Genomic DNA, 25,812 nt, shown 5'->3' with positions numbered 1-25,812 from the left:
TAACAATAAATAAACAACAAATAAAAATATCAATACAAAGATAAAGACAAAAAAGAAAGAAGACATCATGACCATCTACCAATACAAAGACAAAGCTCCGCAAATTCATGAGTCAGCGTTTGTTGCCAAAGAAGCCACATTGATTGGTGATGTGATTTTGAATGAAGATGTGAGTGTCTGGCCTGGAGTGGTGATTCGTGGTGACAATGAACCCATCACAGTTGGCAAGGGCAGCAATGTCCAAGAAGGGACAGTGATGCATACGGACATGGGCTGCCCTTTGACTTTGGCTGAAAATGTGACAGTGGGCCATCAAGCAATGTTGCACGGCTGCACAATTGGTGAAAATTCTTTGATTGGTATTCAAGCGGTAGTGCTTAATCGCGCTGTGATTGGCAAGAACTGTTTGGTTGGTGCTGGCTCAGTGGTCACTGAAGGCAAAGTATTTCCAGACAACTCTTTGATCTTAGGCTCGCCTGCCAAAGTGGTTCGCGAACTCACGCCTGAAGCTATTGCCGGTCTTAAAGCGAGTGCAGAAAACTACGTGGCTAAAAAGAACTTATTCAAAGCCCATCTTGTTGAGCTTCCAAGTAAATCCTAAGTCATCACGATGATTCCTGGATTAGTCCAAATACTATTGTGGCAAGGCTTGGGAGAGCTGATCTCACATTTCTTCTTGCCCATCATTCCTGGCCCTGTTTTAGGCTTGGTCTTTTTGTTGATTTTCTTGATCATCAAAGGACACGTTAATCCATCTTTGGCATTGGTCTCAGATGCATTCAGTCAGCATTTGGGCGTTTTATTTATTCCAGCCGCTGTGGGTGTGATTTTATTTTTACCTCAGCTTAAAGCCAACGCGTTTGCTGTGATTTCTGCTCTGTTGGTGAGTGTGGTGGCAACCATTGTGGTGACTGCGGTTGTCCTGCGTTTCATTTCAAAAAAGGATTCTCATGAATCCCAATGACCTTCAGATCGCAGAAATTTGGGTCTACCTTTCTGGTAGCCCCTTATTTGCTTTGATCCTGACCTTGACTGCTTATCAAGTCGGCAGCTTCTTTTATCAAAAGACTGATCGCAATCCTTTGGCCAATCCCGTAGCAATTGCCGTTATCTTGGTGGCTCTGGCTTTGTATTTGGTAGATATGCCGTATCAGAAGTATTTTGAGGGCGCTCAGTTTGTGCACTTCTTATTGGGTACCGCAACTGTCTCACTCGCCATTCCAATTTACCGAGGTGTGGCAGCGCTCAAGTCTCGTGTGTTCCCATTATTGATTGCTTTACTGTGTGGTGGTGTTGTATCGATTGTCAGTGCTGTTGGTGTGGCGACATTCTTAGGGGCTGATAGTGCCATCATCGGTGCCTTCTATCCTAAATCAGTGACTGCACCGATTGCCATGGGTGTGGCTGAGCGCTTAGGAGTATCACCAACGCTGACCGCTGTGTTTGCAGTGATCACTGGCATCATTGGCGCCATTCTGGGCAGTCATATTCTGAACCTCTTGGGGATGAAGCAGTGGTGGCAACGTGGTTTTGCTATTGGTGTGGCAGCTCACGGCATTGGCACATCAAGAGCCTTTGCCGTTCATCCAGAAGCTGGCACTTATGCCAGTTTAGCCATGGGTCTGCACGGCATCTTGGGCGCTTTGCTCATCCCACTCTTAAAGAGTTATATCTAGGATTAAGCATCAAGCATCAATATTTAAGCTTGATGGGCTTTTAGTAGAGCATCAGCGACTGATAACAAGAGACGATCTCTGCCTCTTCGAGCCACCAATTGAACACCTACTGGCATCCCATTGGGTCCTTTGAATAATGGCAGCGTGATGCACGGTAAACCCATCAAGGTCCAAACTCGACAGAAGATGGGGTCTCCTGTTGAAGTGTGACCATGAGGTGCTTCGCCAATCGCACTTGGTGCAATGATCACATCAATCTCATTGCTCAATAATTGATCAATGGACGTGCGCGCTTGTTCCGCCACTATTAAGTCTGCGTTGTATTGCTCATAAGAAATAGCAGCACCTTGTTTGATCAGGCCACGCAACTGTTGGCTCAACTCTTCTGCATGATTGGTTTGCTCAAAAGAAAAACTGCGAGCACTCTCTGACCACATGATTCTGCCTTGCAGATCTGACATCTTTTTAAAGATTGTTGGCAGCTTGATCTCAGGGACTGAGACTTTGAATAGATCTTCGGCCAAAAGAGCTGCATGGGCGATGGCGGCAACCGTATCAGCAGAGGCCAAATGACCATCGTAGGTCAGACAAGTGCCAATGCGAGGTTTTTTTCTGAGCTTATCGATTTTGGCTAATTCAGTATCACCAGACATCGCAGCCACACATAAAGCGGCATCTTCAACCGTTCGACTAAAGCTACCCAAAGTGTCTAAAGAAGGAGACAAGCTTTTAGCGCCTCCCAAGCTGATTTTTCCATAAGTGGGCTTGTATCCAACCACGCCACAAAAAGCAGCCGGTCTGATCACTGATGCAGCTGTTTGACTGCCTGTGGCCAACGGAATCATCTCATCGGCTACGGCAGCAGCAGAGCCACTGGATGAGCCACCAGGGGTGTATTCAGGATTGTGAGGATTTTTGGTTTTGCCACCCTTAAAAGTAGCAAATTCAGTGGTAACAGTTTTGCCTAACAAAATGCCACCCGCTTGTCGCATCAATGAAATGTGCACAGCATCACTGTTGGGACGATTGTTCTCGTAAATAGGGGAGCCATAACGCGTTGGAAAGTCATGGGTGTCAAATAAGTCTTTGGCACCAAATGGCAGGCCATGAAGTAAACCTTGATTGGCAGAACGATCCAGATAACGGGCTCTATCTAGAGCCGCTTTAAAATTCGTTTCTACCCACGCTTGAGTAGAAGATTCTTTGTCTTCGATTCTTTCGATACAAGAGCGAAGTAGTTCTTCAGAACTTAATTGATTAGCCTGAATTTTTTTGGCAGCTTCAGTGGCTGAAAGTTGGTATGCTTTTTTCATGGCTAAATCTTACCTCTGAACAATCATTTGTGCTTCAATCATCGTATGAACAATTCATTACCTGCATGGATAAGTATCGATAGCGATTCTGCCGATAGCTTCATCATTGCTTTGCATTGCCAGCCAGGTGCTAAAAAAACCGAGGTTCAGGGTGAGCATGATGGAAGACTCAAACTAAGATTGGCAGCCCCACCCGTTGAAGGGAAGGCCAATGAGGCGTTGATTCAGTGGTTGTCCAAAAAGTTGGAGATTCGTCGAACCAATATTGAATTGTTGGCTGGTGACTTAAGTCGACTCAAGCGAGTCAGAGTTCAAGGACTCACGGCCGATCAGTTAAAGACCATCCTACTGGTCTAATCAAGCAATCTTTGTGGTGTGATTACTTCTTTTTATTGATTGACGCTCTTACACCAGGCTTTGAGCCAGTGCTTAAGCCTCTGGCTGAGCCTGGGCGACCAGAAACGCTGCCTGTGGTTTTGGCACCAGTCTTAACACCCGTCGCACGTGGCGGTAAACCAGTGTGTTGGGTCATGATCTTGCCGCGACCAGGTTTTTGAGGAACAGAGAAATCTCTTGGATTGTGAACAACGGCTGTGGCCGCAGGTTTGCCAAACGGCTTACCGCCAGCCAGACCCATTGAAGAGTTCTTGCGACGCGGACTTTGGTAGCTGCCATCCGTGGTCGGTTGATAGTTTGGTATCAAATGATGCTTGCCATTACCAATCAAATCAGCGCGACCCATTTTTTTCAAAGCTTCTCTTAGCAAAGGCCAATTATTGGCATCGTGATAACGCAAGAATGCTTTGTGTAAACGACGACGCTTTTCGCCTCTGACAATGTCCACTGTTTCACTGTCACGCGTGACTTTGCGCAATGGATTTTTATTGGTGTGATACATGGCAGTAGCTGTTGCCATTGGAGAAGGGTAGAAAGTTTGAACTTGATCAGCTCTAAAACCATTCTTCTTCAACCAAATTGCCAAATGCATCATGTCTTCATCGCTTGTGCCTGGGTGGGCTGCAATGAAGTAAGGAATCAAATACTGTTCTTTGCCTGCTTCTTTAGAGTATTTATCAAACAACTCTTTGAACTTATCGTAAGCGCCCATGCCAGGTTTCATCATTTTCGATAAAGGACCTTGCTCGGTGTGCTCAGGGGCAATCTTTAAATAGCCACCCACGTGATGAGCCACAAGCTCTTTGATGTATGCCGGTGCTTTAACCGCGAGGTCATAACGAACACCTGAACCAATCAAAATCTTTTTAATGCCAGGCAAAGCTCTGGCGCGGCGGTACAACTGAATCAGCGGTGTGTGATCAGTGTTGAGGTTCGGACAGATATCTGGATAAACACACGATGGTTTACGGCAGTGCGCCTCAATCTCTTTCGATTTACAAGCGATGCGGTACATGTTGGCAGTTGGGCCGCCCAAGTCAGAAATGATGCCTGTGAAGCCTGGGACCTTATCGCGAATATCTTCAATCTCTTTGATGATTGAGTTAGATGAACGATTTTGAATGATTCGACCTTCGTGCTCAGTGATAGAGCAGAAAGTACAACCACCAAAACAGCCGCGCATGATGTTCACGGAGAAACGAATCATGTCCCACGCTGGAATCTTGGCATCGCCATACGATGGGTGGGGTGCTCTGGCATAAGGTAGATCAAATACTGAATCCATCTCTTCGGTGGTCAGTGGCACAGCAGGAGCGTTCAACCAAACATCTCTGACAGAAGCGCCTTCACCATGTTGCTGCACCAATGCACGGGCATTACCTGGATTTGTTTCTAAATGTAGAACGCGACTGGCGTGTGCATAAAGCACTGGATCACGCTTCACGGCTTCATAGCTTGGAAGACGAATCACGGTTGTGTCACGTTCTAAACGTTTTCTGGCAGTTGGTACAACGGTGATGGCTTGAACGGCTGGTTCTTTTTCAAGTGTGCCATCGGTCTTTTTGCAACTCGTGCCTTGTTCTTTGGCCTGCTCATCAGGAGTGAGGTATGGATTGATAGGAGCATCTATTACGCCAGGGATATCAACCGTGCTTGAATCAATTTCTGTGAAACCTGGAGCAGGGTGACGTCTAACAAACGCCGTGCCACGAATGTCATTGATGTCGGCGATCTTTTCACCTTTGGCCAAGCGATGAGCAATTTCAACCACAGCTCTTTCAGCATTGCCATAAAGCAAGATATCCGCTTTTGCATCAATCAAAATAGAACGACGTACCTTGTCTTGCCAGTAGTCGTAGTGTGCAATTCGGCGTAGGGAGGCTTCAATACCCCCCATAACTATAGGGGTATCAGCATAGGCTTCACGACAACGTTGGGCATAAACCAATGAACAACGATCAGGTCTCTTACCACCCATGCCACCAGCTGTGTATGCATCATCACTACGAACTTTGCGATCAGCCGTGTAACGATTGATCATGGAGTCCATGTTGCCAGCGGCTACGCCATAAAACAAATTGGGTTGACCTAAGGCCTTGAACGGATCGGCTGATTGCCAGTCCGGCTGAGAAATGATGCCGACACGAAAGCCTTGTGCTTCAAGCAAGCGACCAATAATGGCCATACCAAAACTTGGATGATCCACATAAGCATCCCCAGTCACAATGATGATGTCGCAGCTATCCCAACCAAGCTTGTCCATCTCTTCTCGACTCATTGGCAAGAAGGGGGCTGTACCAAAACATTCAGCCCAATATTTTGGGTAAGAATCTAATCTTGGTGAGCTGGGTATTAGAGAGGGATTGAAAGGTGCGTTCACGGGCTGTATTTTAGGCTTTTTAAGCACTTTCTGCTCGTTTAAACTAAGGCCTGTTTGTTCATGACAATTGAATGCCTCAGGTCACTCTTTTGCCACTTAAGCTGCAAAACCATATAAAGCCCCTATAAAGTCCAAGGCATGCAAAGATCCTTCCTGCTAAGTTCACTGCTAATCGCTGGATTGGGATCCATTCTTTTTTCGGCCAAAGCCATCGTGGTCAAACTTTGCTATCAATATGGGGTTGATTCAGCCACCGTGTTGTCTTTGAGGATGCTTTTTTCTTTGCCATTCTTCTGGGTAGCAGTGTGGTGGTCATCACGCCATCATCAACCATCGCCCATGGCCAAGCGCGACATCTTGAGCATCATCTTTTTAGGTTTTGTGGGTTATTACCTTTCAAGTTACTTGGACTTCTTGGGATTGCAATACATCACGGTTGGATTAGAAAGAATCATTCTCTATCTCAACCCAACAATTGTTTTGTTGATCTCAATGCTTTTCTTAAAAAAGAAAATACAAACTCAACAGTGGTTGGCCTTGGTTCTTGCCTACGCAGGAGTGATCATTGTGTTTTCTCATGATCTTCACACCATGGGGCCATCGATTGCTTGGGGTGGCATGTTGGTATTTCTGAGCGCAATCTCTTATGCCGTCTATTTGATCTTTGCCGGAGAGATTGTGGGGAGGGTGGGCAGCATTCGTTTGGTCGCTTATGCCAGTGCATCATCCACATTTTTCAGTACTGCTCAAGCATTGATCTTGAATCCCACACATTTATGGACCCAGGTGCCTGAGGTTTATCAGTTGAGTTTATTCAATGCTTTATTTTGTACCTTCATGCCGATGCTCTTGGTGATGATTGCAGTGAATCGAATTGGATCTGGTTTGACTGCTCAGGCGGGTATGTTGGGACCAATCGCCACGATATTTCTTGGTTGGTTTTTCTTGGGTGAACAAATCACCATCATTCAAGTCATAGGTATGACAGTAGTGCTGTGTGGGGTGGCAATTCTGGCTACCATGCAAACTCAAAAAAATCAGCCTCGACCTGAGTTGGCCGAGGCTGAGTAATTTACTAAAAACTATTTAATTAAATCGCGACACTTGGGTTCAAGCTGTAAATGCCCGTGATACTTGCTTGAGCAATGATGTGAGGTTTAATTGCAGCCAATGCCTCTGCACCGGTGAATGGACCAGTGAGAGGAATGCTCGGAGTATTCAAAGCATAGACTGTGAAAACATAATGGTGTTTGATCTCATCATTCCATGGCGGGCAAGGGCCGTCGTAGCCAAAGTAATGACCTTCCATGGAGGCATCGCCTTTGAACCAAGCTGTGTAGTCATTAATGCCTGCTGTACCCACCGGACTCTGCTGTGCTGATTTACCTTTACCAGTAATGCCATTACTGTGACTAGCAGCAGCAATTGTTTGTACTGAGTTTGGGATGTTCACCAAGACCCAATGATAAAAATCGACTCGCGGCAAACTGGCTGGTACTACTTTGCCTTCTTGATTCACATCATCGCCTTTGCTTGGAACATCTGGGTCGTGACAAATCAATGCAAATGACTGTGTGTCTTTAGGAAAGTCTGACCAAGCCAAGTGAGGGTTTTGATTGCTTGACAAGGTGATGTGAGTGCTTGGATCTTTGATCGCAAAAGCAAACTGACCTGGAATAACTGACTGATCTTGAAAACTTGAACTAGTGACTTTCATAAAGCTCCCCAATCAATGACAACAATTTAGATTTTCATCTTACTGGCTTTTTTAGGCCCCACGATGCTGATCAAGGCTTGTTTGATGCCATCCACTTCTTCTTCACTCATAGCACCCATGATTTTGCCCAAATACTGAATATGACGTCTGATGCCGCCATGGCTTCTCACATTGGGTGTTTCTTTAAGAGCATCTAGAAGGCGTTCGGGTATTGGCATTTGTTTCCATTTATCAGGCATCTGACTGATTTCTTCAGCAAGATACTGTCTGGCCTCTAATCGACGCTTTATTTCAGATTTACTGGGCTTTTCCGGAGCCAAATACTCTTCAGGGGTGTTTGATTGCTTCATAATGGTATTTTCGCAGACTCCTGTGAAATTGCACAGAAAACCGAAACATTCATGGCCATTAAATCCACCATCTTCAAAGTCACTCTCTCAGTCGCTGATATTGATCATGCGTATTACGCTGACCACAGCCTAACTTTGGCCAGGCATCCGAGCGAAACCGATGAGCGCATGATGATGCGTTTATTGGCTTTGTCCTTCAATGCCCATCTTTTGAATGACCTTTGTCAGGGGGATGGTCAACTGGTCTTTGGGGCTGGCTTGTCAGATCCCGATGAGCCAGATGTTTGGTTAAAGGATTTCACGGGGCAAACCCGTTTATGGGTGGAGGTTGGTCAACCGGAAGAAAAGCCCTTGAGCCGCGCTTGCTCAAAATCAGACAAGGTTGTGGTCTACGCCTACCATCATGCGGCTGAAGTCTGGTGGAAGGGTATTCAGAACAAACTCACCCGCATGGACAAACTATCCGTGTACCGGGTGCCCTCTGATATTTCTCAAGAGTTAGCACGTTGGGCTGAACGCAGCATGCAAATACAGGCCACCATTCAAGACGGTCACTTGATGCTAAGTAGCCACCAAGGCACCATCGAGGTGACCTGTGAGCGCTGGAAATAGACCTGGATAGTCTTAATTCAGATTAAAAAAATCCACCAGAAGTGCTTGGAATAAGCAATTTATCAGCGCTATACTTCAAACATCATGAAAAAAATCATTGTCCTTAACGGTCCTAATTTGAACCTCTTGGGTACACGTGAGCCAGAAAAGTACGGCTCAAGTACTTTGGCGGATGTGGAAGCTCTTTGTAAAGACACAGCTAAGCGCTTGGGTTTTGACGTTGAGTTTTTACAAAGTAATCATGAAGGCCCGTTGATCGACAAGATTCAGGAAGCTGGCTTGGCTCACCGCGCAGGCACGGTACAGGGTATTGTGTTTAATCCGGGCGCCTACACTCACACATCGGTTGCTTTGCATGATGCAATTGCAGCGATGAGTGGTTTACCTGTGATTGAGGTACATATCTCAAATGTGCATGCTCGTGAAGCATTCAGACATCATTCCTACATTTCACCAGTGGCTGCAGGCATTGTGGTGGGCTTTGGTATTCAGGGCTACGTTTTGGCCATGGAAGGTTTGGCTCAAAAGAATTGATCGCAGCCTAGCGCAGATCAATAGTGGGGCGGTATCTCGTCACGAGGACTGTTCCCATCAGAAGGCATATTGCTGGCCATTTGTAATTTCAGCGCTTGTATTTCCTTCACCAATAACTCAATGCGTTGCTGTTGCTTGAAGACAGTTTGATTTAACTCTTCTAGCAAGTCTTCAGAAAAGCTCAGTTTGATTTCTAAGTTGGTGATGCGTTCGTCTTGATTCATGATGACCTTCTGGTAATAAGGTGAGGATACCTAAGAGCGGCAAAATGAGCAATCTGCTAAATCAGAGGTCAGGCATGCTAGCATCGCCATCTTTAGTCATCTGACGATGGTCACAGTCAAAGAATGAACCCATTAACGCCCCGCGTTATCTTTTATTTGGTATTGCCCACAATTCTTTGGGCAGGTAATGCCATTGTGGGTCGTTTGGCAGTTGGGGAGATTTCACCCATCATGCTCAATACCTTGCGTTGGCTGTTGGCTGGACTGATCTTATTGCCGATTGCCTGGAAACTGTTTAAGTCTGACAGTCCTATTTGGCAAAACAAAATCCGCTTCCTTTGGCTTGGTTTGCTTGGTGTGGGTTCGTACAACGCACTGCTATACCTCTCTTTAGAAACATCAACCCCCATCAATGTGACCTTGATTGGTGGCAGCATGCCCATGTGGATGATCATCATTGGTGCGTTGTTCTATCAACAGGCAGCGCAGTTCAAACAAATGATGGGCGCCTTGATCTCTTTATTAGGGGTTGTGATTGTTTTAACCCGTGGTGACTTATCCAGCATCCTAGATATACAACTGGTGATTGGTGATTTGTACATTCTCTTGGCGACCATCTTATGGGGCTTTTATAGTTGGATGTTGAGCCGTCCAGGTAAGAGCACTGAACGCCAATGGCCTTGGGCTGAATTTTTATTGGCGCAAGTGCTATTCGGTGTTTTTTGGTCAACTGCTTTCTTGGGTTTTGAGTGGGCTGCTGATGCCGTGGTGTTTGAGTTCACACAATCAACCATCGCACTATTGATCTTCGTGGCAATTGCACCATCGCTGATTGCTTATCGTTGTTGGGGTTTAGGTGTGACAGCAGCAGGCCCTGCAATGGCAGCATTTTTTGCGAACTTGATTCCTTTGTTCACTGCCTTGATGTCGGCTGCTTTACTTGGAGAGCCGCCTGAGTTGTTTCACGGCTTAGCATTTATGATGATTGTTGCGGGCATTGTGATTTCTTCTTTGAAGAAATCATCAGCTGACTAATTCAAAACGACCATCTTCCATTTCTGCTTGAGGTCGAACCCAGTAGTCATGGGTTTGCATAGATTCATAGACATAGGCCATCTCCAGAGTGGCTTCAATCTTGGCTAAGCCGATCACCAAATAGAAGCCACCTGTTTTCTTATGACGTAACTGACTACCGATGGGAAATAAGCTTGGGTGTGTTTCGCGCATCATTGGGTGATTCTCATTGTGTGACTCTCTTATTTTTCCAAAGTGAAAATTGAGTATAAAAAATAAATAGCAATCCCCAAACGGAAATTGATGCATAAGCTGCTGCCCAACCGCCATAGCCTAAGTAACGACTGATATCCAGAGTTGCCCCGAATAGAGCGGGGCCCACCAATCCTGCTCCAAAGCCCATCAAAGAATGCAAACCCATCGCTGTTCCTTTGATCTCTTGTGGAACACTGATGACCAAACCAGCAGTTAGAGTGGCAGAGTCTGCCATCACAAATATCCCGTGAATAAAAGCCAGGGCAACAATGACTGTCCAATGAGAATCCACGGACATACCCAAAGTAATACCGCTGATAGCACTGCCAATCATGACCCAATACACCCAGCGATGACGACCTACTCTGAGAGCCATTTCATTGCCGAGGATTGAGGCCGGAATACTAATGATGTTCACCAAAGCCACGATCAGCGTAGCACTGATCAAAAATGGTTGCTCAGGAGCGGCAATCGATGCGCAGAAAGTAAAGAATGCCACCAACCAAGCACGTGTCGCAAATAGCTCGAGCGTGTGGGCGCTGTAACCCAACATATAGCCAACCGCTTCTTTCATAGCCAATACTTTTTTCCAGCGAGCCACGGGGAAGGCATCACTCAACTTCATTTGAATATCAAAAATCCCTTTTTCGCCAGGAAGTGCTTTAGTGCCAAGCCAAGCGAGGGTGCCGGCACAAATTGGACCGATGGCAATTAAGATGAATGCCAATGACCAAGAAAACTCTCGGATTAACACTCCAGATAACAAATAAGAACTTCCCGTGCCAAGTCCAAAAAATGCCGTGTAAAAAGAAATGTGACGGGTGATTTCACCAGTGGTCACGCGATCAGAAATAATTTTTAAGCCAGGCATGTACATGGCGGAAAGACCTGCGCCATGAATCATCAAAAAGAACAGAGCTGAGTAAAAGCCATTAGCAAAAAATCCCACACCCAGTAAACCTAATCCAGCAGTGAGACCGCCAGCCAAATAAACTTGACGGGTATCGATGCGATCAGTGAGGGTGGTGGCAATAGGAACGACCATCACATAGCCAAGGAAAAAGCTGCTGGCTAAAAACCCAGATTCAAAATTACTCAAGTTCCATTCGGCCTGAATGATGGTCAAGGCCGATGGATAACAAGCAAATCCCAGAAGGGAGAGTGCTTGAGTTAAGAGCATTAAGTAGGTGGTCAAAATAGTAGTTTTTAATTGTTATAGTGAAAATGATTTTATCCCTAGATAGGTATTCATGGATAATTGAATTCTATTTATTTGAATCTCATCCATGCCTGAACTTCGTACTCAAGCCCTTCAATTACTGAGCCTTTGCGACCCTTCTGAAAAGGGTCCGGCGGTGATTGCATTGCGCGAGCAATATCTGCAAGGTGGCATTGCCATCAATGCTGAAGATCATTTTACCGAGGCTGGCTTTGAGATTCCGGGTAGACCTGCTTCGCCCATTTTGGTCAATCCAGGCTTGGTCAAGCGCCGTTCGATGGTGACGGAAGAGGGACGTTCAGTATTGATCCATGCCTTGGCTCATATTGAGTTCAATGCGATCAATTTGGCTTTAGATGCCGTATGGCGTTTTCCTAATATGCCGAAAGAATATTACGAAGATTGGTTGAAGGTGGCAGCTGAAGAGGCCTATCACTTTGATTTACTCAATCGCCATCTTCATAAAAGTGGATTTAAGTATGGTGATTTTCCTGCACACAACAGCTTATGGGAAATGGTTGCTAAAACCACAGAATCAATTTTGGCCAGAATGGCTTTGGTGCCAAGAACCATGGAAAGCCGAGGCTTAGATGCCTTGCCGCCGATACAAGAGAAGCTGTCACAAGCCCATGATCAAGAAGCCGTGGCATTGCTTCAGATCATTTTGAATGACGAAATCGGACATGTTGAAATTGGTAATCGCTGGTTCAACTACCTCTGTGATCAGCAAAGCCTCGATCCCATTGCTACTTATGCAGAGTTGGTTGAGAAATATGAGGCTCCTAAACTCAGAGGCCCGTTCAATTACGCAGCCAGAAAAGCAGCTGGTTTCACGGATGCAGAATTAGCTGCATTACAAATCACTGAAACAAACTAAATTTAAAATTTCAAAAGTTGAAAATTTCTAAAACTTAGTCCGGTTCAATTTGCAACACATCAAAAGCGGCTTTCAAACGTTTTTCATATTTACGCTTCATCTCAGAAGCTTCTTCATCTGACCATTTTCTAAAACCTTCTTTTGATTTGATCCCGAACTTTTTTTCTTTCAAGATCTTATTCAAACAAGGTGATATCTCTGTGTTGTTAGACAAGCTTGGATAAATTTCTTTCGCGGCAATCGCCATGCCTTCCCATCCAGAAATTTCTTTTTGGGTCATAGGGCCAACTGCTGCATAACGGAAGCCAAAGCTGTAGCGCACCGCTGTATCAACATCCTCAGGGGTTGCAATGCCATCGTTGACCAGAGCAAGAGCTTCACGCATCAGAGCATGCTGAATACGGTTGGCTAAAAACCCTGGAATGTCTTGATTGACCAACACTGGTTTCTTGCCCGTTTCTTCAAATAATTCGCACACCTTTTTTGCCATTGACGGATCAGATGCTTTACCTAAAACAACCTCGACCAATGGCACGATGTGTGCCGGCATGAAGTAGTGCATGTTGAACATGCGCTGGGCTGTTTTTAAACTTTGACTGATCTGACTGATGGGGAAGCCTGAGCTATTGCTGCCAATCGGAATATGGATCGGAACTCTTCTATCCAATGAAGCAAAGATGGTTTGTTTAAGGGCTAAATTCTCAGTCACTGTTTCAAGCACCAATGCCACATCTGACCAGTCAGACCAATCTTCAATGGCACCAGTTTGAATCTGATCAGTTGAAATTAAACCTGAACTCAAGCCCTTGGCCAAGACCATGATTTCAGGAACGGCGGATTTAGCGCGTTCATCATTTCTACCTAACAGGATCACGCCATAGCCGCTGCTGATGAAACCTGCAGCAATGCCAAGTGCCATGGTGCCTGTGCCTAAAACAACCACTTTTTTCATGCTTGTCTCCATTATTTTTATGTCTTCCATCATACCTAAGTCAGCAGAATGATGTTGTTAGCCAAAAGGCTGATGGAGTCTGTTTTATTAGGGTTTTAACTGAGTCTTTGAGGTCAAAAACCGCTTTGTTTTATTGCCTAATCGGACTAGGATATAGCTTGCATTACAAATCAGGAAGTCTTTATATTTAATAAGATTTTTCTAAGTATTTGAAGTGCCATGTGAAGAATAAGTAACACCATTAAATATAAAAAAATAGAGAGACAGACATGCCTATTATTCAATCCGTTGAAGTCACAGCCGTTAGTGTTCCACTTGATCATGTGACATCTTTTTCTACAAGAACAGTTTCTGAGAGACATTACTGTTTGGTTAAAGTACGCAGCAAAGATGGTCACGAAGGTATTGGCTTTTGCTATGTTGGTAGTGCTGCAGGAGAATTGGTCAAACTAGCTGTTGAGCAACTCTTTGCGCCAAAGTTGATTGGCCAAGACAGTCATCGCACGGAAGGTATCTGGCAAGAAATGTACACCGAGTCGATCTTGCAAGGTCGCTCAGGCAGTGTGATGCGCGCCATCTCTATTTTGGATATCGCACTTTGGGACTTGAATGCCCATTCAGTCAATTTGCCTTTGCATCGTTACATGGGCTCGTTTGTGAATGATCGTGTTCCGGCCTATGCCAGTGGCGGCTATTACTTGGATGGCAAAACACCTGCCAAGCTTGGTAAAGAGATGGAAGGTTATGTGAAGTTAGGATTCAAAGCCGTCAAAATGAAAACCGGTCGCTTGAGCCCTAAAGAAGAAGAGGCTCGTTTGAAGGCTGTTCGATCAGCCGTTGGACCAGACATCATCGTGACCATGGATGCCAACAATGCTTGGCGTGATATCCCAACGGCCATGGAATACATGAAGCGCTTTGAGCAATACAACCCATACTGGATGGAAGAACCTTTTTCACCGGATGCTATCGACCTTCATGCACGTTTAGCAAAACTCACCACCATCACCATTGCTACGGGTGAGATTGAAGTAGGGCGTTGGCGTCATCGTGACTTGGTCGAGCAAGGTGGGGCAGAGATATTGCAAACAGACGCAGCCGTTTGTGGTGGTATTTCAGAGTGGCGCAAGATTGCCGCCTATGCTGATGTCAAAGGCATCACTTTGAGCCCACACTGGTTCCATGATTTGCATGCTCCATTGGTAGCAGCAACACCCAATGCACGTTTCGTTGAATTCTTCGTGGATGATCAGGTCTTGAATTTCAGACGTTTGATCAACAAACAGTTGAAATTCAAAGATGGCGACTTGATCTTGCACACCACACCAGGTCTTGGTTTTGGTTTCGATGAGAAGGCCGTGAAAAAATATGCGATTGGAAAAGATACATGGACCACAATCAAATAAGTCCTGCCAGAGCAAAGCAATACGTTCAGGAGGTATTTGCCAAACTGGGCATGCCTCATGAAGACACTCTGATTGCTGCTGAATACATTGTCAGAGCAGATTTGGTGGGGGCTGATGGGCATGGTTTGTTTCGGATGCCTCAGTATGTTCAGCGCTTTTTACAAGGCGGCATGAACATTCACGCCAATATCAAAACCATCAAAGACAGTGGTCCGATGGCCTTGCTTGATGGTGACAATGGCTTAGGTCACTTGGTCATGTCTCACTCAACTGAATTGGCCATTAAAAAAGCCAAAGAGTTTGGGATTGGCTGGGTCGGATCAAATAACGGCAACCACTCAGGCGCTGGCGCACACTATGTGAACAGAATTGCTGATGAAGGCTTGGTGGGTATTTATTTGGCAGTGGGTAGTGCCAATCACATGGCACCTACAGGTGGTTCAAGCCGCTTGCTATCAACCAATCCAATCGCTTTTGGTGTGCCAGCAGGTCACGGTAAACCTCATGTGATTTTGGACATGGCAACGACGGTTACGGCTTTTGGAAAAATCAAAGTCAAAGCACAAAAGAATGAAGCCATGCCAGTAGGCTGGATGATCGATCAACAAGGTCAGCCTATCACTGATCCTAAAAAAGCCACTGAAGGTACTTTGTTGCCGATTGGTGACCACAAAGGTTATGGTTTGGCGTTGATGATTGGTATGTTGGCTGGTTGTATGAATGGTGGAGCCATGGGCAGCAATGTGGTGGACTTCAACAAGGACAGCAGCACGGTGACCAATACTGGTCAAACCATGGTCGCTATCAATCCAGACTTCTTCATGGGGCAAGATTACTTCTTAAGTGAAGTTGGTCGTGTGGTTGATGAATTACACGCATCCAAAACTTTGCCAGGTGTTGATCGTATTCGAGTGCCAGGTGAGGGTGCAAAAGCCACAGAAGAAAAAAGGAGCCAAGAGGGTATTCCTTTGTCTCCTGAATTACGCGCAGCATTGAATGAATGTGCGCAAAGTTTGGGTGTTCCTACTATCTAAACCCTGCGTACTAAATCATCACAATCTAAAAAGAGGTATCAGCTGTTTTGTTGATTATTTCTTTTTAGATTGTTCGTAGCGCGCTTTGTTTTCTTCGTTGGGTGGATACAGACCAGGAAGAGCAGCGCCGCCTCTGACTTGCTCCATGATCCAAGATTCAAGATTCTCTTGCTCAGGTGCTGTTGCAACCATCTCATCCACAAGGTCAGCCGGTATCAAAACTGCACCGTCATCATCAATCACGATCACATCATTCGGGAAAATCGCCACACCACCACAGCCAATCGGTTCTTGCCAAGCCACGAAGGTCAAGCTGGTGACTGAGGGAGGGGCTGCAACGCCACTGCACCAGACAGGTAGTTTTGTTTCTAGGACGCCAGCCACGTCACGAACCACGCCATCAGTGACCAAAGCAGCCACCTGACGCTGTTTCATGCGTTGACACAAAATATCACCAAAAATACCAGCATCAGTCACGCCCATCGCATCAACCACAGCAATACAACCTGCTGGCATATCTTCAATCGCAGCTCTGGTCGAAATTGGAGATGACCAAGATGCAGGTGTTGCCAGATCTTCTCTAGCTGGGACAAAGCGCAAAGTGAAGGCGCGACCAACGATTCTGCCTTGGCCTGGTTTGAGCGGCATGCTGCCGCGCAACCATACATTGCGCAAACCTTTTTTGATCAACATGGTGGTCAGCGTGGCTGTGGTCACCTTTGAAAGTACTTCGATCACTTTCGGATCTAATGCTTGAACTGGTGTTTTCATAAAAGACTCTTAGATATTAGGAATATTGCCGCCATCCACACGGATCACGGAACCAGTGATGTAAGAAGCTGACTGACTGGCTAAAAACGCTGCAGTGTCACCGTACTCTTCAGGACGACCTAAACGGGCAATAGGGATTGATTTCAAGCTATCTGCCTCAATATCTTCAACAGATTTGTTTTCACGTTTGGCGCGTGATTCATCCAAAAAGCGAATACGGTCTGTGGCAATTCTGCCTGGAACGATGATGTTGGCAGTAATGCCGTGAGGAGCAAGTTCGCGAGCCAAGGTTTTAGACCAGGCATGTAAAGAAGCTCTCAAGGTATTAGAAATCGCCAAGTTAGGAATCGGGGTGATGGCGCCTGATGATGTGCTGGTGATGATGCGACCCCAGCCACGTTGTTTCATACCAGGAATGGCACGATCAGTGATGGCAATCACTGAAAGAACCATCTCTTGGAACTTTTCAATCCATAAGGTAGTTGGTTGACCAGCCGCAGGTGTTGGAGGAGGGCCGCCCGTGTTGTTGACCAAAATATCAACAGGACCAAGATCTTTTTCCACTTGTGTGAACAAAGCATCGATCGCGCCCAAATTCGCTAAATCCCAAGCGATACAGTAGGCTTGACCGCCTGCTGCTTTAATGATTTTTGCAGTTTCTTCTAGGTTTGCAACGTTTCTACCAGCTAAAGCTACTTTTGCACCTTCTTTACCTAATGACACGGCCATTGCACGGCCTAAACCGCTACCGGAACCAAACACCAAGGCCGTTTTGTTTTTAATGCCTAAATCCATTATTCAATTTCCTTTAATCGTTTTGTTTGTCTAATCGTTAATCGTTCAATGTCTTTGATATCTGCTGGGGATAGTTTTGGACCTGGCTTACGAACAGCGGCTGATGCAATCACGCCACGTTCAGCCAAGATGTGTTTACGAACGGCTAGGCCAATATTGGCTTGCTGTTCATATTTGGCCAAAGGTAGATAAGCATCATAAACATCACATGCTTTTTCAATATCGCCTTTTGCAAACAACTCACAAACACGAACCATCATTTCAGGATAAGCAAAACCAGTCATAGCACCATCCGCACCACGAATCATTTCTTCAGTCAAGAAGAGGCCGCCACCATTGCCAGTCAGAATCGAGACTCGCTCAATCTCTTTTTTGGCAATCGTAGCGATGATTGTGGACAGTTTGTTTAGTCCGGGAGAATCTTCATGCTTGAGCATCACGCAATTAGGGGAGTTCTTTAAGATCTTAAGAATCACAGGTGTTGACATCTGCACACCTGTTGAAACAGGATGATCTTGCAGACACCATGGCACATCAGGTCCCAATGTTTCATTGACCATGTCAAAGTAAGCTGTGATTTGATCATCCGTGCGCAGCGTTGATGGAGGTGCCACCATCACACCTGCGGCACCCATGTCCATCACTGAAGTGGTCAATTCTTTCATGGGGGCAAAGCCTGGGGCTGATGCACCCACTACCACAGGAACTCGACCATTCACACGCTTTAAAACGCGAGCCACAAAAGTCTTTGATTCTTCAGCAGTCAACTTGGTGGCTTCACCCATGATGCCAAGAATCGTCAGACCAGTGATACCACATTCCAAATAAAAATCGACCATGGAGTCGGTGCTCTCTAAATCAAGGGCACCATTTTCTTTGAAAGGCGTGACGGCAATTAAATAAACGCCACGACTATTGCGATCAAATTGACTCATGCCGGCGCTCCCGCAGATTTTTTATTTCTGATGATCTGCATCACCACGACCAAAGCAAAGCCCACAAAGCCAGCAATATCTGAGTAATTAGATGGATACGCCAATGCAACGCCAGACAAAATCAAAACCCAGCGTTCAAATAAATTGGTCTTGGCCAAGAACCAGCCTTGTAGACCGCCTGCTAAAGCAATCACACCGGCCACAGCCGTGAAGCTCACCCAAGCAATTTGTAGCCAATCTGCATTAGCCAATGCCTTGGTTGAACCCATCAACAAGAGGGCGCTGCCAGACTTATCTAAAACAAACATGAATGGCACCAAAATCGCAGGAGCCACGTATTTCCAACTCTGCAAGGTGGTCTTATAAGGATTACCTTTACAAATAGCGGCAGCAGCAAATGGTGAAAGAGCCGTCGGAGGAGATACTTCAGACAAAACAGCGTAATAGAAAATGAACATGTGAGCTGCGAAGGCAGGCACGCCCAAGTTGATCAGAGCAGGGGCTGTGATCACAGCGCAAATGATGTAAGACGCTGTCACAGGAACCGCAAGGCCCACAATCCAAACAATCATGGCTGTGTAAATGGCTGTCAACAACAACGAGCCATCAGCCAACTGAATGATGATTGAGCTGAACTTCAGGCCTAAGCCAGTCAAAGTCACAGTACCTACAATCAAACCAGCGCCGATACAGGTTGCAGCAATGCTGATCACACCAGAAGAACCATTGGCCAAAGCCTTGATCAGGTTAGACTCATAAAAGGACTTGATGAATGACTGCTTGCCACTGAAAAGATCCCAAGGCAAGATGGCTGTGTCAGCTCTTAACATGCTGGTCAATGCTGAAAGTACTGTGGCCCAGAATACTGACATTACTGGTGAAAAGCCGATCAGCATAAATACCACGATTGAAATCAAAGAGAAGAAGTGGAACCAATACTTCTTAGCTAAATTCCAAGCGGTATCAACCTTTTCAATTTTGATCGCTGACATATTGTATTTTTTGACATCAATTTCAACCATGACAAATAAGCCAAGATAGAAAAGGATGGTTGGAATACAAGCCATCAACAACACGTCTAAATAAGAAATCTTTAAAAAGTCAGCAATCAAGAAAGCTGCAGCACCTAAAACTGGAGGAGAAATGATGGCGCCTAAGCCGCCAGCTGCCAAAAGACCGCCTGCTGCATTTTTATCGTAGCCAACTTTGTTCAACATCGGAGCAGCAACGGTACCAACAGTCACTGTTGTGGCAACACCAGAACCTGATGGACCACCCAACAAAAATGAAGAAAGAACAATCGTTTTACCAACGCCTGAGGATTTGCCACCCATGGCACTGAAAGCAAAGTCGATAAAGAATTTACCTGCATTGGTGAACTGTAAAAATGCACCAAAGATAGTGAAGAGAATGATCAAGGTGGCTGAAACGTCGACCGCTGTTCCAAACACGCCCTCTAGGGTCATGTACATATAACCTACCAAACGAGAGATCTCATACCCTTTGTGAGTCCAAGGCGCTGGCAAGTAATTACCAAATAGTGCATAGGATAAAAACAACAAAGTGACTGAAAGCAAAATTAAACCGTTGGTACGGCGAATACCTTCTAGGATCAGAAAAATAAAAATAATGCCAAAAATAATGTCTAGCTGAAGAGGGGCTGTATTTCTATCAGCCAAATCATCGCCGCCTTGCAAAACATAAAAAGCCGTAGCGATGGCTAGTGCTGCTAATACTATGTCCCAAAGCATCAAGCGATTTTTAAATCTCGCTGCAATCGGGAATGATAAAAACAAAATAGCTAAAACAAAACCAACGTGCACCACGCGCAATTGCAATGTGGGAACAATTGAATAAGCTGCATATAAGTGGAACAGCGACATTACCACTGCTGCCAAAGTTAAGAAAACGGCCAAAAAGCCTTTGTACTGATGAGAATCACCTTCTTCTTGACGAATCAATGACTCTACTTCCTGTTGGGTTTTTTCGTCCAATGCAGGGTTTTGATCTTGGATCATGCTTGTCTCGCTCAATGGAAAACTACCCAAGGGATGCTTGGGTAGTTTGTATTATTTTTCTAATATTTTTTTAGAACTTGGCGCCGCGTTCTTTCAAGTACTTGACAGCACCTGGGTGGAACGGTACTGAGCTGTTGCCTGGCTTCTGAATGCCAATGGTGATGCTTGAGTACTCAGTATGAGTAGCAATCAACTCTTTTTGATGATCAAAAACAGCTTTAACAATCTTATAAGCTTGGTCATCAGGCATTGATGCGCTAGCAACCAAGATATTCGCTACAGCTGATACTTGATTGTCTTTTGCCATGCCTGCATAAACGCTCTTAGGAATTGTGTCTGCGTAGTAAAGGTTGCCATACTTTTTGTTCATGGCAGCTACTTCAGCAGCGTTATCAACCATCACAATCTTTGTTCCTGGAGTATTGGCTAAGTCAGTCACACCAGCTGTTGGAAGACCGCCCACCCAGAAGAATGCATCGATCTTGCGATCTTTTACTGCATTCACTGATTCAGCAACGCTCAAGCGCTCACGCTTCACGTCTTTGTCTTTATCTAAGCCAGCAGCTTCGATCAAACGGAAAGCCATCACTTCAGTGGCGCTACCAGGTGAACCTGTGCTGACGCGCTTGCCTTTAAGATCCTTCATTGTTTTGATGCCTGATGCTTCTGTGGTCACAACGTGCATGCGGTTAGGGTAAAGAACCAATAAAGTGCGGAGTTCAACTTTCTTGTTTGCAAATTTGCCTTGACCTTCGATAGCGTCTTTAGCAGCATCAGCCATTGAGAAGCCAACGTATGGCTTACCTGTGCCAATCAAGTTGATGTTATCAACTGAGCCACCAGTTACTTCAGCTGTTGCCTGCATACCAGGAACGTGCTTAGAAAGAACTGAAGCTAAACCACCGCCCATTGGGTAGTAAACGCCGCCAGTACCACCAGTGCCTACTGAAATGCTTTGCGCAGCTGCAATGCCAGCTGAGCTGAATAGAAGTACAGCTAAAAGTTTTGCAATTTTCATTCTCTTGTCTCCGGTTTGTTATTCAAAAAGTATTTAATACCGTACTGAAAATTTAGCACTATTTTTTTCTTTTTGCTCCATGTTTTTGGGATTACCTAGGGTTATCACTAGTCAATTGGTTTTAAATAAAAAAATGCACTATTTAAGAGCAAGTACTCTGTCATAAATATCCCTGAAATATGATCAAAACTGGTTTACATTTCAGATACAAAATTTATATAGAGTAATAAAAACAAATCAAAATAGAATCAAACAAAAACGTAAACAAAATAATTAAATAAAAATATCGAGGCAAACATGACAACCAGTAAAAAAGTAGTGATCGTGGGTGGCGGCACCATGGGTGCAGATGTGGCCCTAGTTTTTTTAAGAGGCGGATATGCTGTAGAAATCATTGAAGCAGGTACAGAGCGTCGAGCATTTTTACCTCAGTACTTTGAATTTCAAATCAAAGAGCTCCGATATGCCAAGCCAGATAAGCCCATCACAGTTCATGCAGACCTCAAAGATGTGGCTTGGCCGAGCGTTGATTTGGTCGTGGAATGTATTCCAGAAAAATTACCGCTCAAACAAGAGTTGTTCAAGCAGTTAGATCAATTGGCGCATGCGCACACGATCTTAGCTAGCAACAGTTCGAGCTTTCCTATCAGCCAAATTGCAGAGGGCTTATCGACCACCAGTCGCATGATTGGTTTGCATTTCTTCATGCCAGCGCATTTAGTGCCTTGCGTGGAAGTCATCAAAGGCGAGAAGACCAGCCAGGCGGTGATGGATGATTTATTCCAGATCATGACACGCTGCTTGATGGTGCCGGTCAGGGTGAATAAGGATTTGCCGGGATTCTTGGCCAATCGATTGCAACATGCCATGTCTCGTGAAGCTTTTTCAATGATCGATCAAGGCATTGCCACGCCAGAAGATATCGATAACGCGGTTCGATTTGGTTTTGGGTTCAGGTATTTAGCAGCCGGTCCTGTGATGCAACGTGATCATGCTGGTGTTGAGATCCATACGGCTGCTGGCGCCAGTATTTACCCATCTTTGTGCAATGATGCAACTCCTGCCAAGTGTTTGACCGACAGAGTCAAAAATAATCATTACGGTATGAAAACCTCACAAGGTTTTTATTCTTGGACGCCAGAGACCATCAAGGTAGAGCGCAACCGCTATGACACGATTCTCAAGGCTGGTCTGAAAATCATTCAAAAGGACATTGAAGATATTTGCCGATAAAAGCCTCCTCAAATGAAAAAAGCTTGTTTCTCTTTGCAAAGAAACAAGCTTTTTGATTTGGTGCCCCAGGAGAGACTCGAACTCTCACGCCTCTCGGCACCGGCTTCTAAGACCGGCGTGTCTACCATTCCACCACCAGGGCATATCTGACATTGAATTTCATATCAGCTAAGCCAAATATTGTACTAGAAAATAAGTGAGCTTCTCAATTTGACGGCTAAACACCCATGAAGTACCCCCTAGAGCTAACAAAAATCGAGTAAGCCACTGTTAAATTTAGGAATTTTTAGCGGATAATTAGTTCACTTTTATTAGCTGGAATAGACACATGAGTCATTTGCGCTCACAACCTCATTTGCTGATACGCTCCCTTGGAGCAAGCTTTTTATTGCTCATGGCAGGGCATGCTTGTGCCGCTGGCTTTGTAGACACCTTGGCCGATATCTTTTCTTGGATAGCGATCATCATCATTCCGATTGTTCTTGGCATCGCTTATTGGCAAATTCATTATTTACCTAGCAAGATTGCTGAAAAACGTCAGCATCCACAAAAAGAAGCGATTCATGCAATGTGCATGGTTTCACGTTTTTCAGGTGGCTTGTTCTGGCCAATCGCATTTGTGTGGGCGCACCTGAAGCCTACCATCGTGCCTTTATCAAAAGAGCAGGTTCAGTCTCTTGCAGAAGCTGAAAAGAGATCTCTCTCAAACGGCGCTAAGGAATAGACATGTTAGAAATCATCATCGTTCTTTACGCTCTAGTTGTTTGGTGGGTATTTTTTAAACGCAAACTCTATCCATGGAATAAGCGCGCCAAGATCATTGTTTTTGTGACGCCAGTTGTATTCGTGTTAATCATGATTTTGCTCATGAACATCTTTGCCCCAAGTAGTTCAGATGTCAGAGTCACGCGCCACGAGGTGCCCATCATTCCTCAAGTCAAAGGGCGTGTGATTGAAGTTGGTGTGACTGATAATCAACGCGTCAAAAAGGGCGATGTTTTATTCAAGATCGATCCTGAGCCTTATCAAGCTTCAGTCAATGCTCTAAATGCCAAACTCAAGTTGGCTAAAAAACGAGTCGATGAACATCGTGCTTTGGTTAAAACAGGATCAGGTAATCGCTTTGACCTTGAAAAAGCAGAAGCTGATTACGACGAGTTAAAAGAGAAGGCCGACAATTCTTATTGGGAGCTTGAGCAAACCGTTGTGCGTGCACCCAACAATGGCACGGTCGTTAATGCGCAATTGCGCCCAGGTGTTTTCTTGGTGCCAACACCATTGCGTGCCGCGATGAGCTTCCTGGAAGATGATCCACAAGTATTCATGTTGTTCCATCAAAATGAACTTCATCAAATCAAGCCGGGGCATGAAGCAGAGTTTTATGTCCCAACCAATCCTGGCCAAATTTACAAAGCAAAAGTTGAAAGCGTGATTTGGGCTCAACGTCAGGGTCAAGTAAATGCCAGTGGCGATTTACCTCAAACAGGTGTTAGACCAGCAGTTCCAAATCGCTTCCCGGTGAAGTTGATTCTTGAAGAGGGCAGTCACACAGAATTAATTGCTGCTGGTGCCATAGGTCATGGTGCGATCTACACAGACAACATGAGCTTCTTACATTTTGTTAGAAAAGTCATGTTGCGTGTTTATAGCAAACTTAACTACATTGTTCCGAAATTGCATTGATGAGATCGATGGATAAAGTCGCTATCAGCAAGTATTTGTCCCTCAGCCTGCTGTTGGCTCTGAGTGCTTGTTCCATTGGTGAGCCGATCAAAAGATCTGAGCTGCTTGATCGTGCATTGCCTGGGCAACAGTTGCCTGCTCAATACAAAGCCGGCAATCATCAAGCTTTTCAAAGCATTGCTTGGGTAGATTCATTCAATGATCCTGAATTAACCGAGTTGGCAAAGTTGGCGATTCAATCAGCACCCGATTTCAGAATTTATGCCGCACGACTAGACCAAGCAGAAGCGATGATGAAGGCTGTGGGCGGTTCTTTTTATCCTAACGCAGGTGTGCAAGGTAAAACAGGTTCTAAGATGGGCTTGGATGGATCTGGCACGTCTGGTTATTACGTTGGAGCCAATTGGGAAATTGATCTTTGGGGTCGCGTCAGGGCAAGCTATGCCAATGCTGAGCAAAACGCCAAAGCCATTGCAGCAGATCAAGAATCAGCCAAGCTATCGTTCATGGCTAATTTGGCCAAAACATTGTGGTCTGCTCGCGTTCTTAACATCCAAGCGCAAGTTGCCAATGAATCAGCTCAGCATCAAGAAAAAATCTTGGAGCACGTGAAGCAACGGGAAAAAATTGGTGCGGCTTCCAAGCAAGACATCCTCAATGCAGAAATCAACCTTGCGCAAGCCAAAGAGTTGGCTTTCAATTTAAAGAACGCCAGTCAGCAAAATCTAAAAACCTTGGATGTCTTGGTGGGTCGTTACCCCGTTGGAACACCACTAAAAAATCAAAGCTTGCCTAAAGCCCCCTCAGCCATCAACGCAGGGGTGCCATCTGATTTACTTGAGAGACGTCCGGACATTGTGGCTGCTGCGGCCAGAGTCGATGCAGCTAGATTTAATGTGAAAGAAGCAGAAGCAACACGCTTGCCTAAAATTAGTTTGACAGCAGGCTTTGGCAGAATCAGCAGTGAAGTATTTGTTTTGAAGACAGATTCATCTAATCCGAGTGCTGGTGTTGGGGTTAATTTGCCAATATTCACTGGCGGCGCCTTGGAGGCAAGAGTTGAATCAAGGCAAGCTGAGCTTGAACAAGCTTTTGCCACGTATGCCAAAGTTGGATTAAACGCCTTCAGAGAAGTGGAATCTGCTTTATCAGGCGAGCAATCTTGGCGTGCGCGTTATGCAGAACTCAATCAAATCTATCAATCACAACAAAATATTCAAAAAAGCACAGATGCTGAATTTGTCATTGGTCGCATCGATCAGCGCCAAGTTTTACAACAAAAAATAAGAACCAATGCGGCTCAATCAAATGAGCAGCAGGGCCAGTTAGAAGTTTTAATGCAACGCATTAATTTGTATTTATCTTTGGGTGGCCCAGCCATTTAAAAGCCACCAGTAATT

28 protein-coding genes and 1 tRNA gene are annotated in these 25,812 nt (G+C 45.2%); 15 read left to right on the top strand and 14 right to left on the bottom strand.

From position 1 onward, the window contains the following. Window positions 1-67 precede the first annotated feature (67 nt). From GQ367_RS05170 to GQ367_RS05160, 3 genes are read left to right on the top strand one after another with little or no spacing between them, the layout of a single operon-like run. Window positions 68-601, top strand: a complete 534-nt coding sequence (locus tag GQ367_RS05170; RefSeq protein WP_089515795.1) for a gamma carbonic anhydrase family protein — start codon at window positions 68-70, stop codon at window positions 599-601. A 9-nt stretch (window positions 602-610) separates the two neighbouring features. After that, window positions 611-964 (top strand): CidA/LrgA family protein, encoded by a 354-nt coding sequence (locus tag GQ367_RS05165; RefSeq protein ID WP_215289617.1) that lies wholly within the window; start codon window positions 611-613, stop codon window positions 962-964. Continuing rightward, entirely contained in the window at window positions 951-1,676 is a 726-nt protein-coding gene (locus GQ367_RS05160; protein WP_215289615.1) for an LrgB family protein, read from the top strand. Before GQ367_RS05165 ends, GQ367_RS05160 begins: the two co-directional genes overlap by 14 nt. 23 nt (window positions 1,677-1,699) lie before the next feature. Here GQ367_RS05160 and GQ367_RS05155 read toward each other — a convergent pair whose 3' ends face one another. Then, the gene (locus GQ367_RS05155; RefSeq protein WP_215289613.1) at window positions 1,700-2,989 is read right to left on the bottom strand and encodes an amidase; all 1,290 of its coding nucleotides are present in this window, start codon (window positions 2,987-2,989) and stop codon (window positions 1,700-1,702) included. Between the two features lie 45 nt (window positions 2,990-3,034). Here GQ367_RS05155 and GQ367_RS05150 point away from each other — a divergent pair, with 45 nt between their 5' ends. Next, window positions 3,035-3,346 carry a DUF167 domain-containing protein gene (locus GQ367_RS05150; RefSeq protein ID WP_215289611.1) on the top strand — a complete coding sequence of 104 codons (312 nt, stop codon included), beginning with the start codon at window positions 3,035-3,037 and terminating at the stop codon, window positions 3,344-3,346. Between the two features lie 22 nt (window positions 3,347-3,368). On the opposite strand, the gene GQ367_RS05145 is transcribed toward GQ367_RS05150, so the two are convergent. Continuing rightward, window positions 3,369-5,765 (bottom strand): YgiQ family radical SAM protein, encoded by a 2,397-nt coding sequence (locus GQ367_RS05145; RefSeq protein ID WP_371818516.1) that lies wholly within the window; start codon window positions 5,763-5,765, stop codon window positions 3,369-3,371. A 138-nt stretch (window positions 5,766-5,903) separates the two neighbouring features. Here GQ367_RS05145 and GQ367_RS05140 point away from each other — a divergent pair, with 138 nt between their 5' ends. Continuing rightward, the gene (locus GQ367_RS05140; RefSeq protein WP_215289607.1) at window positions 5,904-6,836 is read left to right on the top strand and encodes a DMT family transporter; all 933 of its coding nucleotides are present in this window, start codon (window positions 5,904-5,906) and stop codon (window positions 6,834-6,836) included. A gap of 19 nt (window positions 6,837-6,855) precedes the next feature. On the opposite strand, the gene GQ367_RS05135 is transcribed toward GQ367_RS05140, so the two are convergent. Both GQ367_RS05135 and GQ367_RS05130 read right to left on the bottom strand, forming a co-directional pair. After that, window positions 6,856-7,482, bottom strand: coding sequence for a YbhB/YbcL family Raf kinase inhibitor-like protein (locus GQ367_RS05135; protein ID WP_215289597.1), 627 nt, complete (start codon window positions 7,480-7,482; stop codon window positions 6,856-6,858). 26 nt (window positions 7,483-7,508) lie between these two features. Continuing rightward, window positions 7,509-7,832, bottom strand: a complete 324-nt coding sequence (locus tag GQ367_RS05130) for a DUF615 domain-containing protein (protein WP_215289595.1) — start codon at window positions 7,830-7,832, stop codon at window positions 7,509-7,511. 51 nt (window positions 7,833-7,883) lie between these two features. On the opposite strand from GQ367_RS05130, the gene GQ367_RS05125 reads away from it, so the two are divergent. After that, on the top strand, window positions 7,884-8,444 hold the full coding sequence (locus tag GQ367_RS05125; protein ID WP_215289593.1) for a YaeQ family protein: 561 nt from the start codon (window positions 7,884-7,886) through the stop codon (window positions 8,442-8,444). Window positions 8,445-8,528: 84 nt separating this feature from the next. Next, window positions 8,529-8,978: a type II 3-dehydroquinate dehydratase gene (aroQ, locus tag GQ367_RS05120; RefSeq protein WP_215289590.1), complete on the top strand. Its 450-nt coding sequence runs from the start codon at window positions 8,529-8,531 to the stop codon at window positions 8,976-8,978. Window positions 8,979-8,995: 17 nt separating this feature from the next. Here the strand turns inward: aroQ and GQ367_RS05115 are convergent, their stop codons facing one another. Next, on the bottom strand, window positions 8,996-9,202 hold the full coding sequence (locus GQ367_RS05115) for a SlyX family protein (RefSeq protein WP_215289588.1): 207 nt from the start codon (window positions 9,200-9,202) through the stop codon (window positions 8,996-8,998). Between the two features lie 123 nt (window positions 9,203-9,325). Between GQ367_RS05115 and GQ367_RS05110 the strand changes: the two genes are divergently transcribed. Beyond that, a complete protein-coding gene (locus GQ367_RS05110; RefSeq protein ID WP_215289585.1) occupies window positions 9,326-10,237 on the top strand; it encodes a DMT family transporter in 912 nt (303 codons plus the stop codon). On the opposite strand, the gene GQ367_RS05105 is transcribed toward GQ367_RS05110, so the two are convergent. Both GQ367_RS05105 and GQ367_RS05100 read right to left on the bottom strand, forming a co-directional pair. Then, window positions 10,226-10,432 (bottom strand): DUF1653 domain-containing protein, encoded by a 207-nt coding sequence (locus GQ367_RS05105; protein ID WP_215289582.1) that lies wholly within the window; start codon window positions 10,430-10,432, stop codon window positions 10,226-10,228. The genes GQ367_RS05110 and GQ367_RS05105 overlap by 12 nt on opposite strands. Before the next feature lie 10 nt (window positions 10,433-10,442). Further along, complete coding sequence (locus GQ367_RS05100; RefSeq protein ID WP_251370128.1) at window positions 10,443-11,666, bottom strand: nitrate/nitrite transporter; 1,224 nt, start codon at window positions 11,664-11,666, stop codon at window positions 10,443-10,445. Between the two features lie 91 nt (window positions 11,667-11,757). Here GQ367_RS05100 and GQ367_RS05095 point away from each other — a divergent pair, with 91 nt between their 5' ends. Then, on the top strand, window positions 11,758-12,567 hold the full coding sequence (locus tag GQ367_RS05095) for a ferritin-like domain-containing protein (protein WP_215289579.1): 810 nt from the start codon (window positions 11,758-11,760) through the stop codon (window positions 12,565-12,567). 34 nt (window positions 12,568-12,601) lie between these two features. Here GQ367_RS05095 and GQ367_RS05090 read toward each other — a convergent pair whose 3' ends face one another. After that, window positions 12,602-13,519 carry a 3-hydroxyacyl-CoA dehydrogenase family protein gene (locus GQ367_RS05090; RefSeq protein WP_215289577.1) on the bottom strand — a complete coding sequence of 306 codons (918 nt, stop codon included), beginning with the start codon at window positions 13,517-13,519 and terminating at the stop codon, window positions 12,602-12,604. A 269-nt stretch (window positions 13,520-13,788) separates the two neighbouring features. On the opposite strand from GQ367_RS05090, the gene GQ367_RS05085 reads away from it, so the two are divergent. Together GQ367_RS05085 and GQ367_RS05080 are read left to right on the top strand one after the other, a co-directional pair. Beyond that, on the top strand, window positions 13,789-14,925 hold the full coding sequence (locus tag GQ367_RS05085) for a mandelate racemase/muconate lactonizing enzyme family protein (protein ID WP_215289574.1): 1,137 nt from the start codon (window positions 13,789-13,791) through the stop codon (window positions 14,923-14,925). After that, window positions 14,907-15,959 (top strand): Ldh family oxidoreductase, encoded by a 1,053-nt coding sequence (locus GQ367_RS05080; protein WP_215289571.1) that lies wholly within the window; start codon window positions 14,907-14,909, stop codon window positions 15,957-15,959. The genes GQ367_RS05085 and GQ367_RS05080 overlap by 19 nt, the downstream gene beginning before the upstream one ends. Window positions 15,960-16,013: 54 nt before the next feature. Here GQ367_RS05080 and GQ367_RS05075 read toward each other — a convergent pair whose 3' ends face one another. From GQ367_RS05075 to GQ367_RS05055, 5 genes are all read right to left on the bottom strand, one after another. Continuing rightward, a complete protein-coding gene (locus tag GQ367_RS05075) occupies window positions 16,014-16,730 on the bottom strand; it encodes a ribonuclease activity regulator RraA (RefSeq protein ID WP_215289568.1) in 717 nt (238 codons plus the stop codon). Between the two features lie 9 nt (window positions 16,731-16,739). Further along, on the bottom strand, window positions 16,740-17,525 hold the full coding sequence (locus tag GQ367_RS05070; RefSeq protein WP_215289565.1) for an SDR family oxidoreductase: 786 nt from the start codon (window positions 17,523-17,525) through the stop codon (window positions 16,740-16,742). Next, window positions 17,525-18,460, bottom strand: a complete 936-nt coding sequence (locus GQ367_RS05065; RefSeq protein ID WP_215289562.1) for a dihydrodipicolinate synthase family protein — start codon at window positions 18,458-18,460, stop codon at window positions 17,525-17,527. Before GQ367_RS05065 ends, GQ367_RS05070 begins: the two co-directional genes overlap by 1 nt. Continuing rightward, window positions 18,457-20,478 carry a TRAP transporter fused permease subunit gene (locus GQ367_RS05060; RefSeq protein WP_215289559.1) on the bottom strand — a complete coding sequence of 674 codons (2,022 nt, stop codon included), beginning with the start codon at window positions 20,476-20,478 and terminating at the stop codon, window positions 18,457-18,459. The genes GQ367_RS05065 and GQ367_RS05060 overlap by 4 nt, the downstream gene beginning before the upstream one ends. A gap of 70 nt (window positions 20,479-20,548) precedes the next feature. Then, window positions 20,549-21,496, bottom strand: a complete 948-nt coding sequence (locus tag GQ367_RS05055; protein ID WP_215289558.1) for a TAXI family TRAP transporter solute-binding subunit — start codon at window positions 21,494-21,496, stop codon at window positions 20,549-20,551. Between the two features lie 297 nt (window positions 21,497-21,793). Between GQ367_RS05055 and GQ367_RS05050 the strand changes: the two genes are divergently transcribed. Further along, window positions 21,794-22,729, top strand: a complete 936-nt coding sequence (locus tag GQ367_RS05050; protein WP_215289556.1) for a 3-hydroxyacyl-CoA dehydrogenase family protein — start codon at window positions 21,794-21,796, stop codon at window positions 22,727-22,729. A 58-nt stretch (window positions 22,730-22,787) separates the two neighbouring features. On the opposite strand, the gene GQ367_RS05045 is transcribed toward GQ367_RS05050, so the two are convergent. Further along, window positions 22,788-22,871: transfer RNA gene (locus GQ367_RS05045), tRNA-Leu, on the bottom strand. 186 nt (window positions 22,872-23,057) lie between these two features. On the opposite strand from GQ367_RS05045, the gene GQ367_RS05040 reads away from it, so the two are divergent. From GQ367_RS05040 to GQ367_RS05030, 3 genes are read left to right on the top strand one after another with little or no spacing between them, the layout of a single operon-like run. Continuing rightward, window positions 23,058-23,453: a DUF3302 domain-containing protein gene (locus GQ367_RS05040; protein ID WP_215289554.1), complete on the top strand. Its 396-nt coding sequence runs from the start codon at window positions 23,058-23,060 to the stop codon at window positions 23,451-23,453. A 2-nt stretch (window positions 23,454-23,455) separates the two neighbouring features. Then, window positions 23,456-24,412 carry an HlyD family secretion protein gene (locus GQ367_RS05035; RefSeq protein WP_215289552.1) on the top strand — a complete coding sequence of 319 codons (957 nt, stop codon included), beginning with the start codon at window positions 23,456-23,458 and terminating at the stop codon, window positions 24,410-24,412. Window positions 24,413-24,420: 8 nt separating this feature from the next. Next, a complete protein-coding gene (locus GQ367_RS05030) occupies window positions 24,421-25,797 on the top strand; it encodes an efflux transporter outer membrane subunit (protein ID WP_215289550.1) in 1,377 nt (458 codons plus the stop codon). Window positions 25,798-25,812 lie beyond the last annotated feature (15 nt).

The sequence above is a fragment of the Polynucleobacter sp. MWH-CaK5 genome (genome assembly GCF_018687615.1).
Classification (GTDB): Bacteria; Pseudomonadota; Gammaproteobacteria; order Burkholderiales; family Burkholderiaceae; genus Polynucleobacter.
Note: the sequence above shows the minus strand (reverse complement) of the source record. Positions and strands in the feature narration are given on the sequence as shown.

Excerpts from the sequence above, each read along its gene's own strand:
- GQ367_RS05085 (WP_215289574.1), top strand. The coding sequence starts at position 13,789 with ATGCCTATTATTCAATCCGTTGAAGTCACAGCCGTTAGTGTTCCACTT.
- GQ367_RS05105 (WP_215289582.1), bottom strand. The coding sequence starts at position 10,432 with ATGATGCGCGAAACACACCCAAGCTTATTTCCCATCGGTAGTCAGTTA.
- GQ367_RS05050 (WP_215289556.1), top strand. The coding sequence starts at position 21,794 with ATGACAACCAGTAAAAAAGTAGTGATCGTGGGTGGCGGCACCATGGGT.
- GQ367_RS05110 (WP_215289585.1), top strand. The coding sequence starts at position 9,326 with ATGAACCCATTAACGCCCCGCGTTATCTTTTATTTGGTATTGCCCACA.
- aroQ (WP_215289590.1), top strand. The coding sequence starts at position 8,529 with ATGAAAAAAATCATTGTCCTTAACGGTCCTAATTTGAACCTCTTGGGT.
- GQ367_RS05155 (WP_215289613.1), bottom strand. The coding sequence starts at position 2,989 with ATGAAAAAAGCATACCAACTTTCAGCCACTGAAGCTGCCAAAAAAATT.
- GQ367_RS05160 (WP_215289615.1), top strand. The coding sequence starts at position 951 with ATGAATCCCAATGACCTTCAGATCGCAGAAATTTGGGTCTACCTTTCT.
- GQ367_RS05130 (WP_215289595.1), bottom strand. The coding sequence starts at position 7,832 with ATGAAGCAATCAAACACCCCTGAAGAGTATTTGGCTCCGGAAAAGCCC.
- GQ367_RS05150 (WP_215289611.1), top strand. The coding sequence starts at position 3,035 with ATGAACAATTCATTACCTGCATGGATAAGTATCGATAGCGATTCTGCC.
- GQ367_RS05040 (WP_215289554.1), top strand. The coding sequence starts at position 23,058 with ATGAGTCATTTGCGCTCACAACCTCATTTGCTGATACGCTCCCTTGGA.
- GQ367_RS05165 (WP_215289617.1), top strand. The coding sequence starts at position 611 with ATGATTCCTGGATTAGTCCAAATACTATTGTGGCAAGGCTTGGGAGAG.
- GQ367_RS05030 (WP_215289550.1), top strand. The coding sequence starts at position 24,421 with ATGGATAAAGTCGCTATCAGCAAGTATTTGTCCCTCAGCCTGCTGTTG.
- GQ367_RS05075 (WP_215289568.1), bottom strand. The coding sequence starts at position 16,730 with ATGAAAACACCAGTTCAAGCATTAGATCCGAAAGTGATCGAAGTACTT.
- GQ367_RS05080 (WP_215289571.1), top strand. The coding sequence starts at position 14,907 with ATGGACCACAATCAAATAAGTCCTGCCAGAGCAAAGCAATACGTTCAG.
- GQ367_RS05060 (WP_215289559.1), bottom strand. The coding sequence starts at position 20,478 with ATGATCCAAGATCAAAACCCTGCATTGGACGAAAAAACCCAACAGGAA.
- GQ367_RS05115 (WP_215289588.1), bottom strand. The coding sequence starts at position 9,202 with ATGAATCAAGACGAACGCATCACCAACTTAGAAATCAAACTGAGCTTT.
- GQ367_RS05055 (WP_215289558.1), bottom strand. The coding sequence starts at position 21,496 with ATGAAAATTGCAAAACTTTTAGCTGTACTTCTATTCAGCTCAGCTGGC.
- GQ367_RS05065 (WP_215289562.1), bottom strand. The coding sequence starts at position 18,460 with ATGAGTCAATTTGATCGCAATAGTCGTGGCGTTTATTTAATTGCCGTC.
- GQ367_RS05095 (WP_215289579.1), top strand. The coding sequence starts at position 11,758 with ATGCCTGAACTTCGTACTCAAGCCCTTCAATTACTGAGCCTTTGCGAC.
- GQ367_RS05070 (WP_215289565.1), bottom strand. The coding sequence starts at position 17,525 with ATGGATTTAGGCATTAAAAACAAAACGGCCTTGGTGTTTGGTTCCGGT.
- GQ367_RS05090 (WP_215289577.1), bottom strand. The coding sequence starts at position 13,519 with ATGAAAAAAGTGGTTGTTTTAGGCACAGGCACCATGGCACTTGGCATT.
- GQ367_RS05125 (WP_215289593.1), top strand. The coding sequence starts at position 7,884 with ATGGCCATTAAATCCACCATCTTCAAAGTCACTCTCTCAGTCGCTGAT.
- GQ367_RS05170 (WP_089515795.1), top strand. The coding sequence starts at position 68 with ATGACCATCTACCAATACAAAGACAAAGCTCCGCAAATTCATGAGTCA.
- GQ367_RS05140 (WP_215289607.1), top strand. The coding sequence starts at position 5,904 with ATGCAAAGATCCTTCCTGCTAAGTTCACTGCTAATCGCTGGATTGGGA.
- GQ367_RS05135 (WP_215289597.1), bottom strand. The coding sequence starts at position 7,482 with ATGAAAGTCACTAGTTCAAGTTTTCAAGATCAGTCAGTTATTCCAGGT.
- GQ367_RS05035 (WP_215289552.1), top strand. The coding sequence starts at position 23,456 with ATGTTAGAAATCATCATCGTTCTTTACGCTCTAGTTGTTTGGTGGGTA.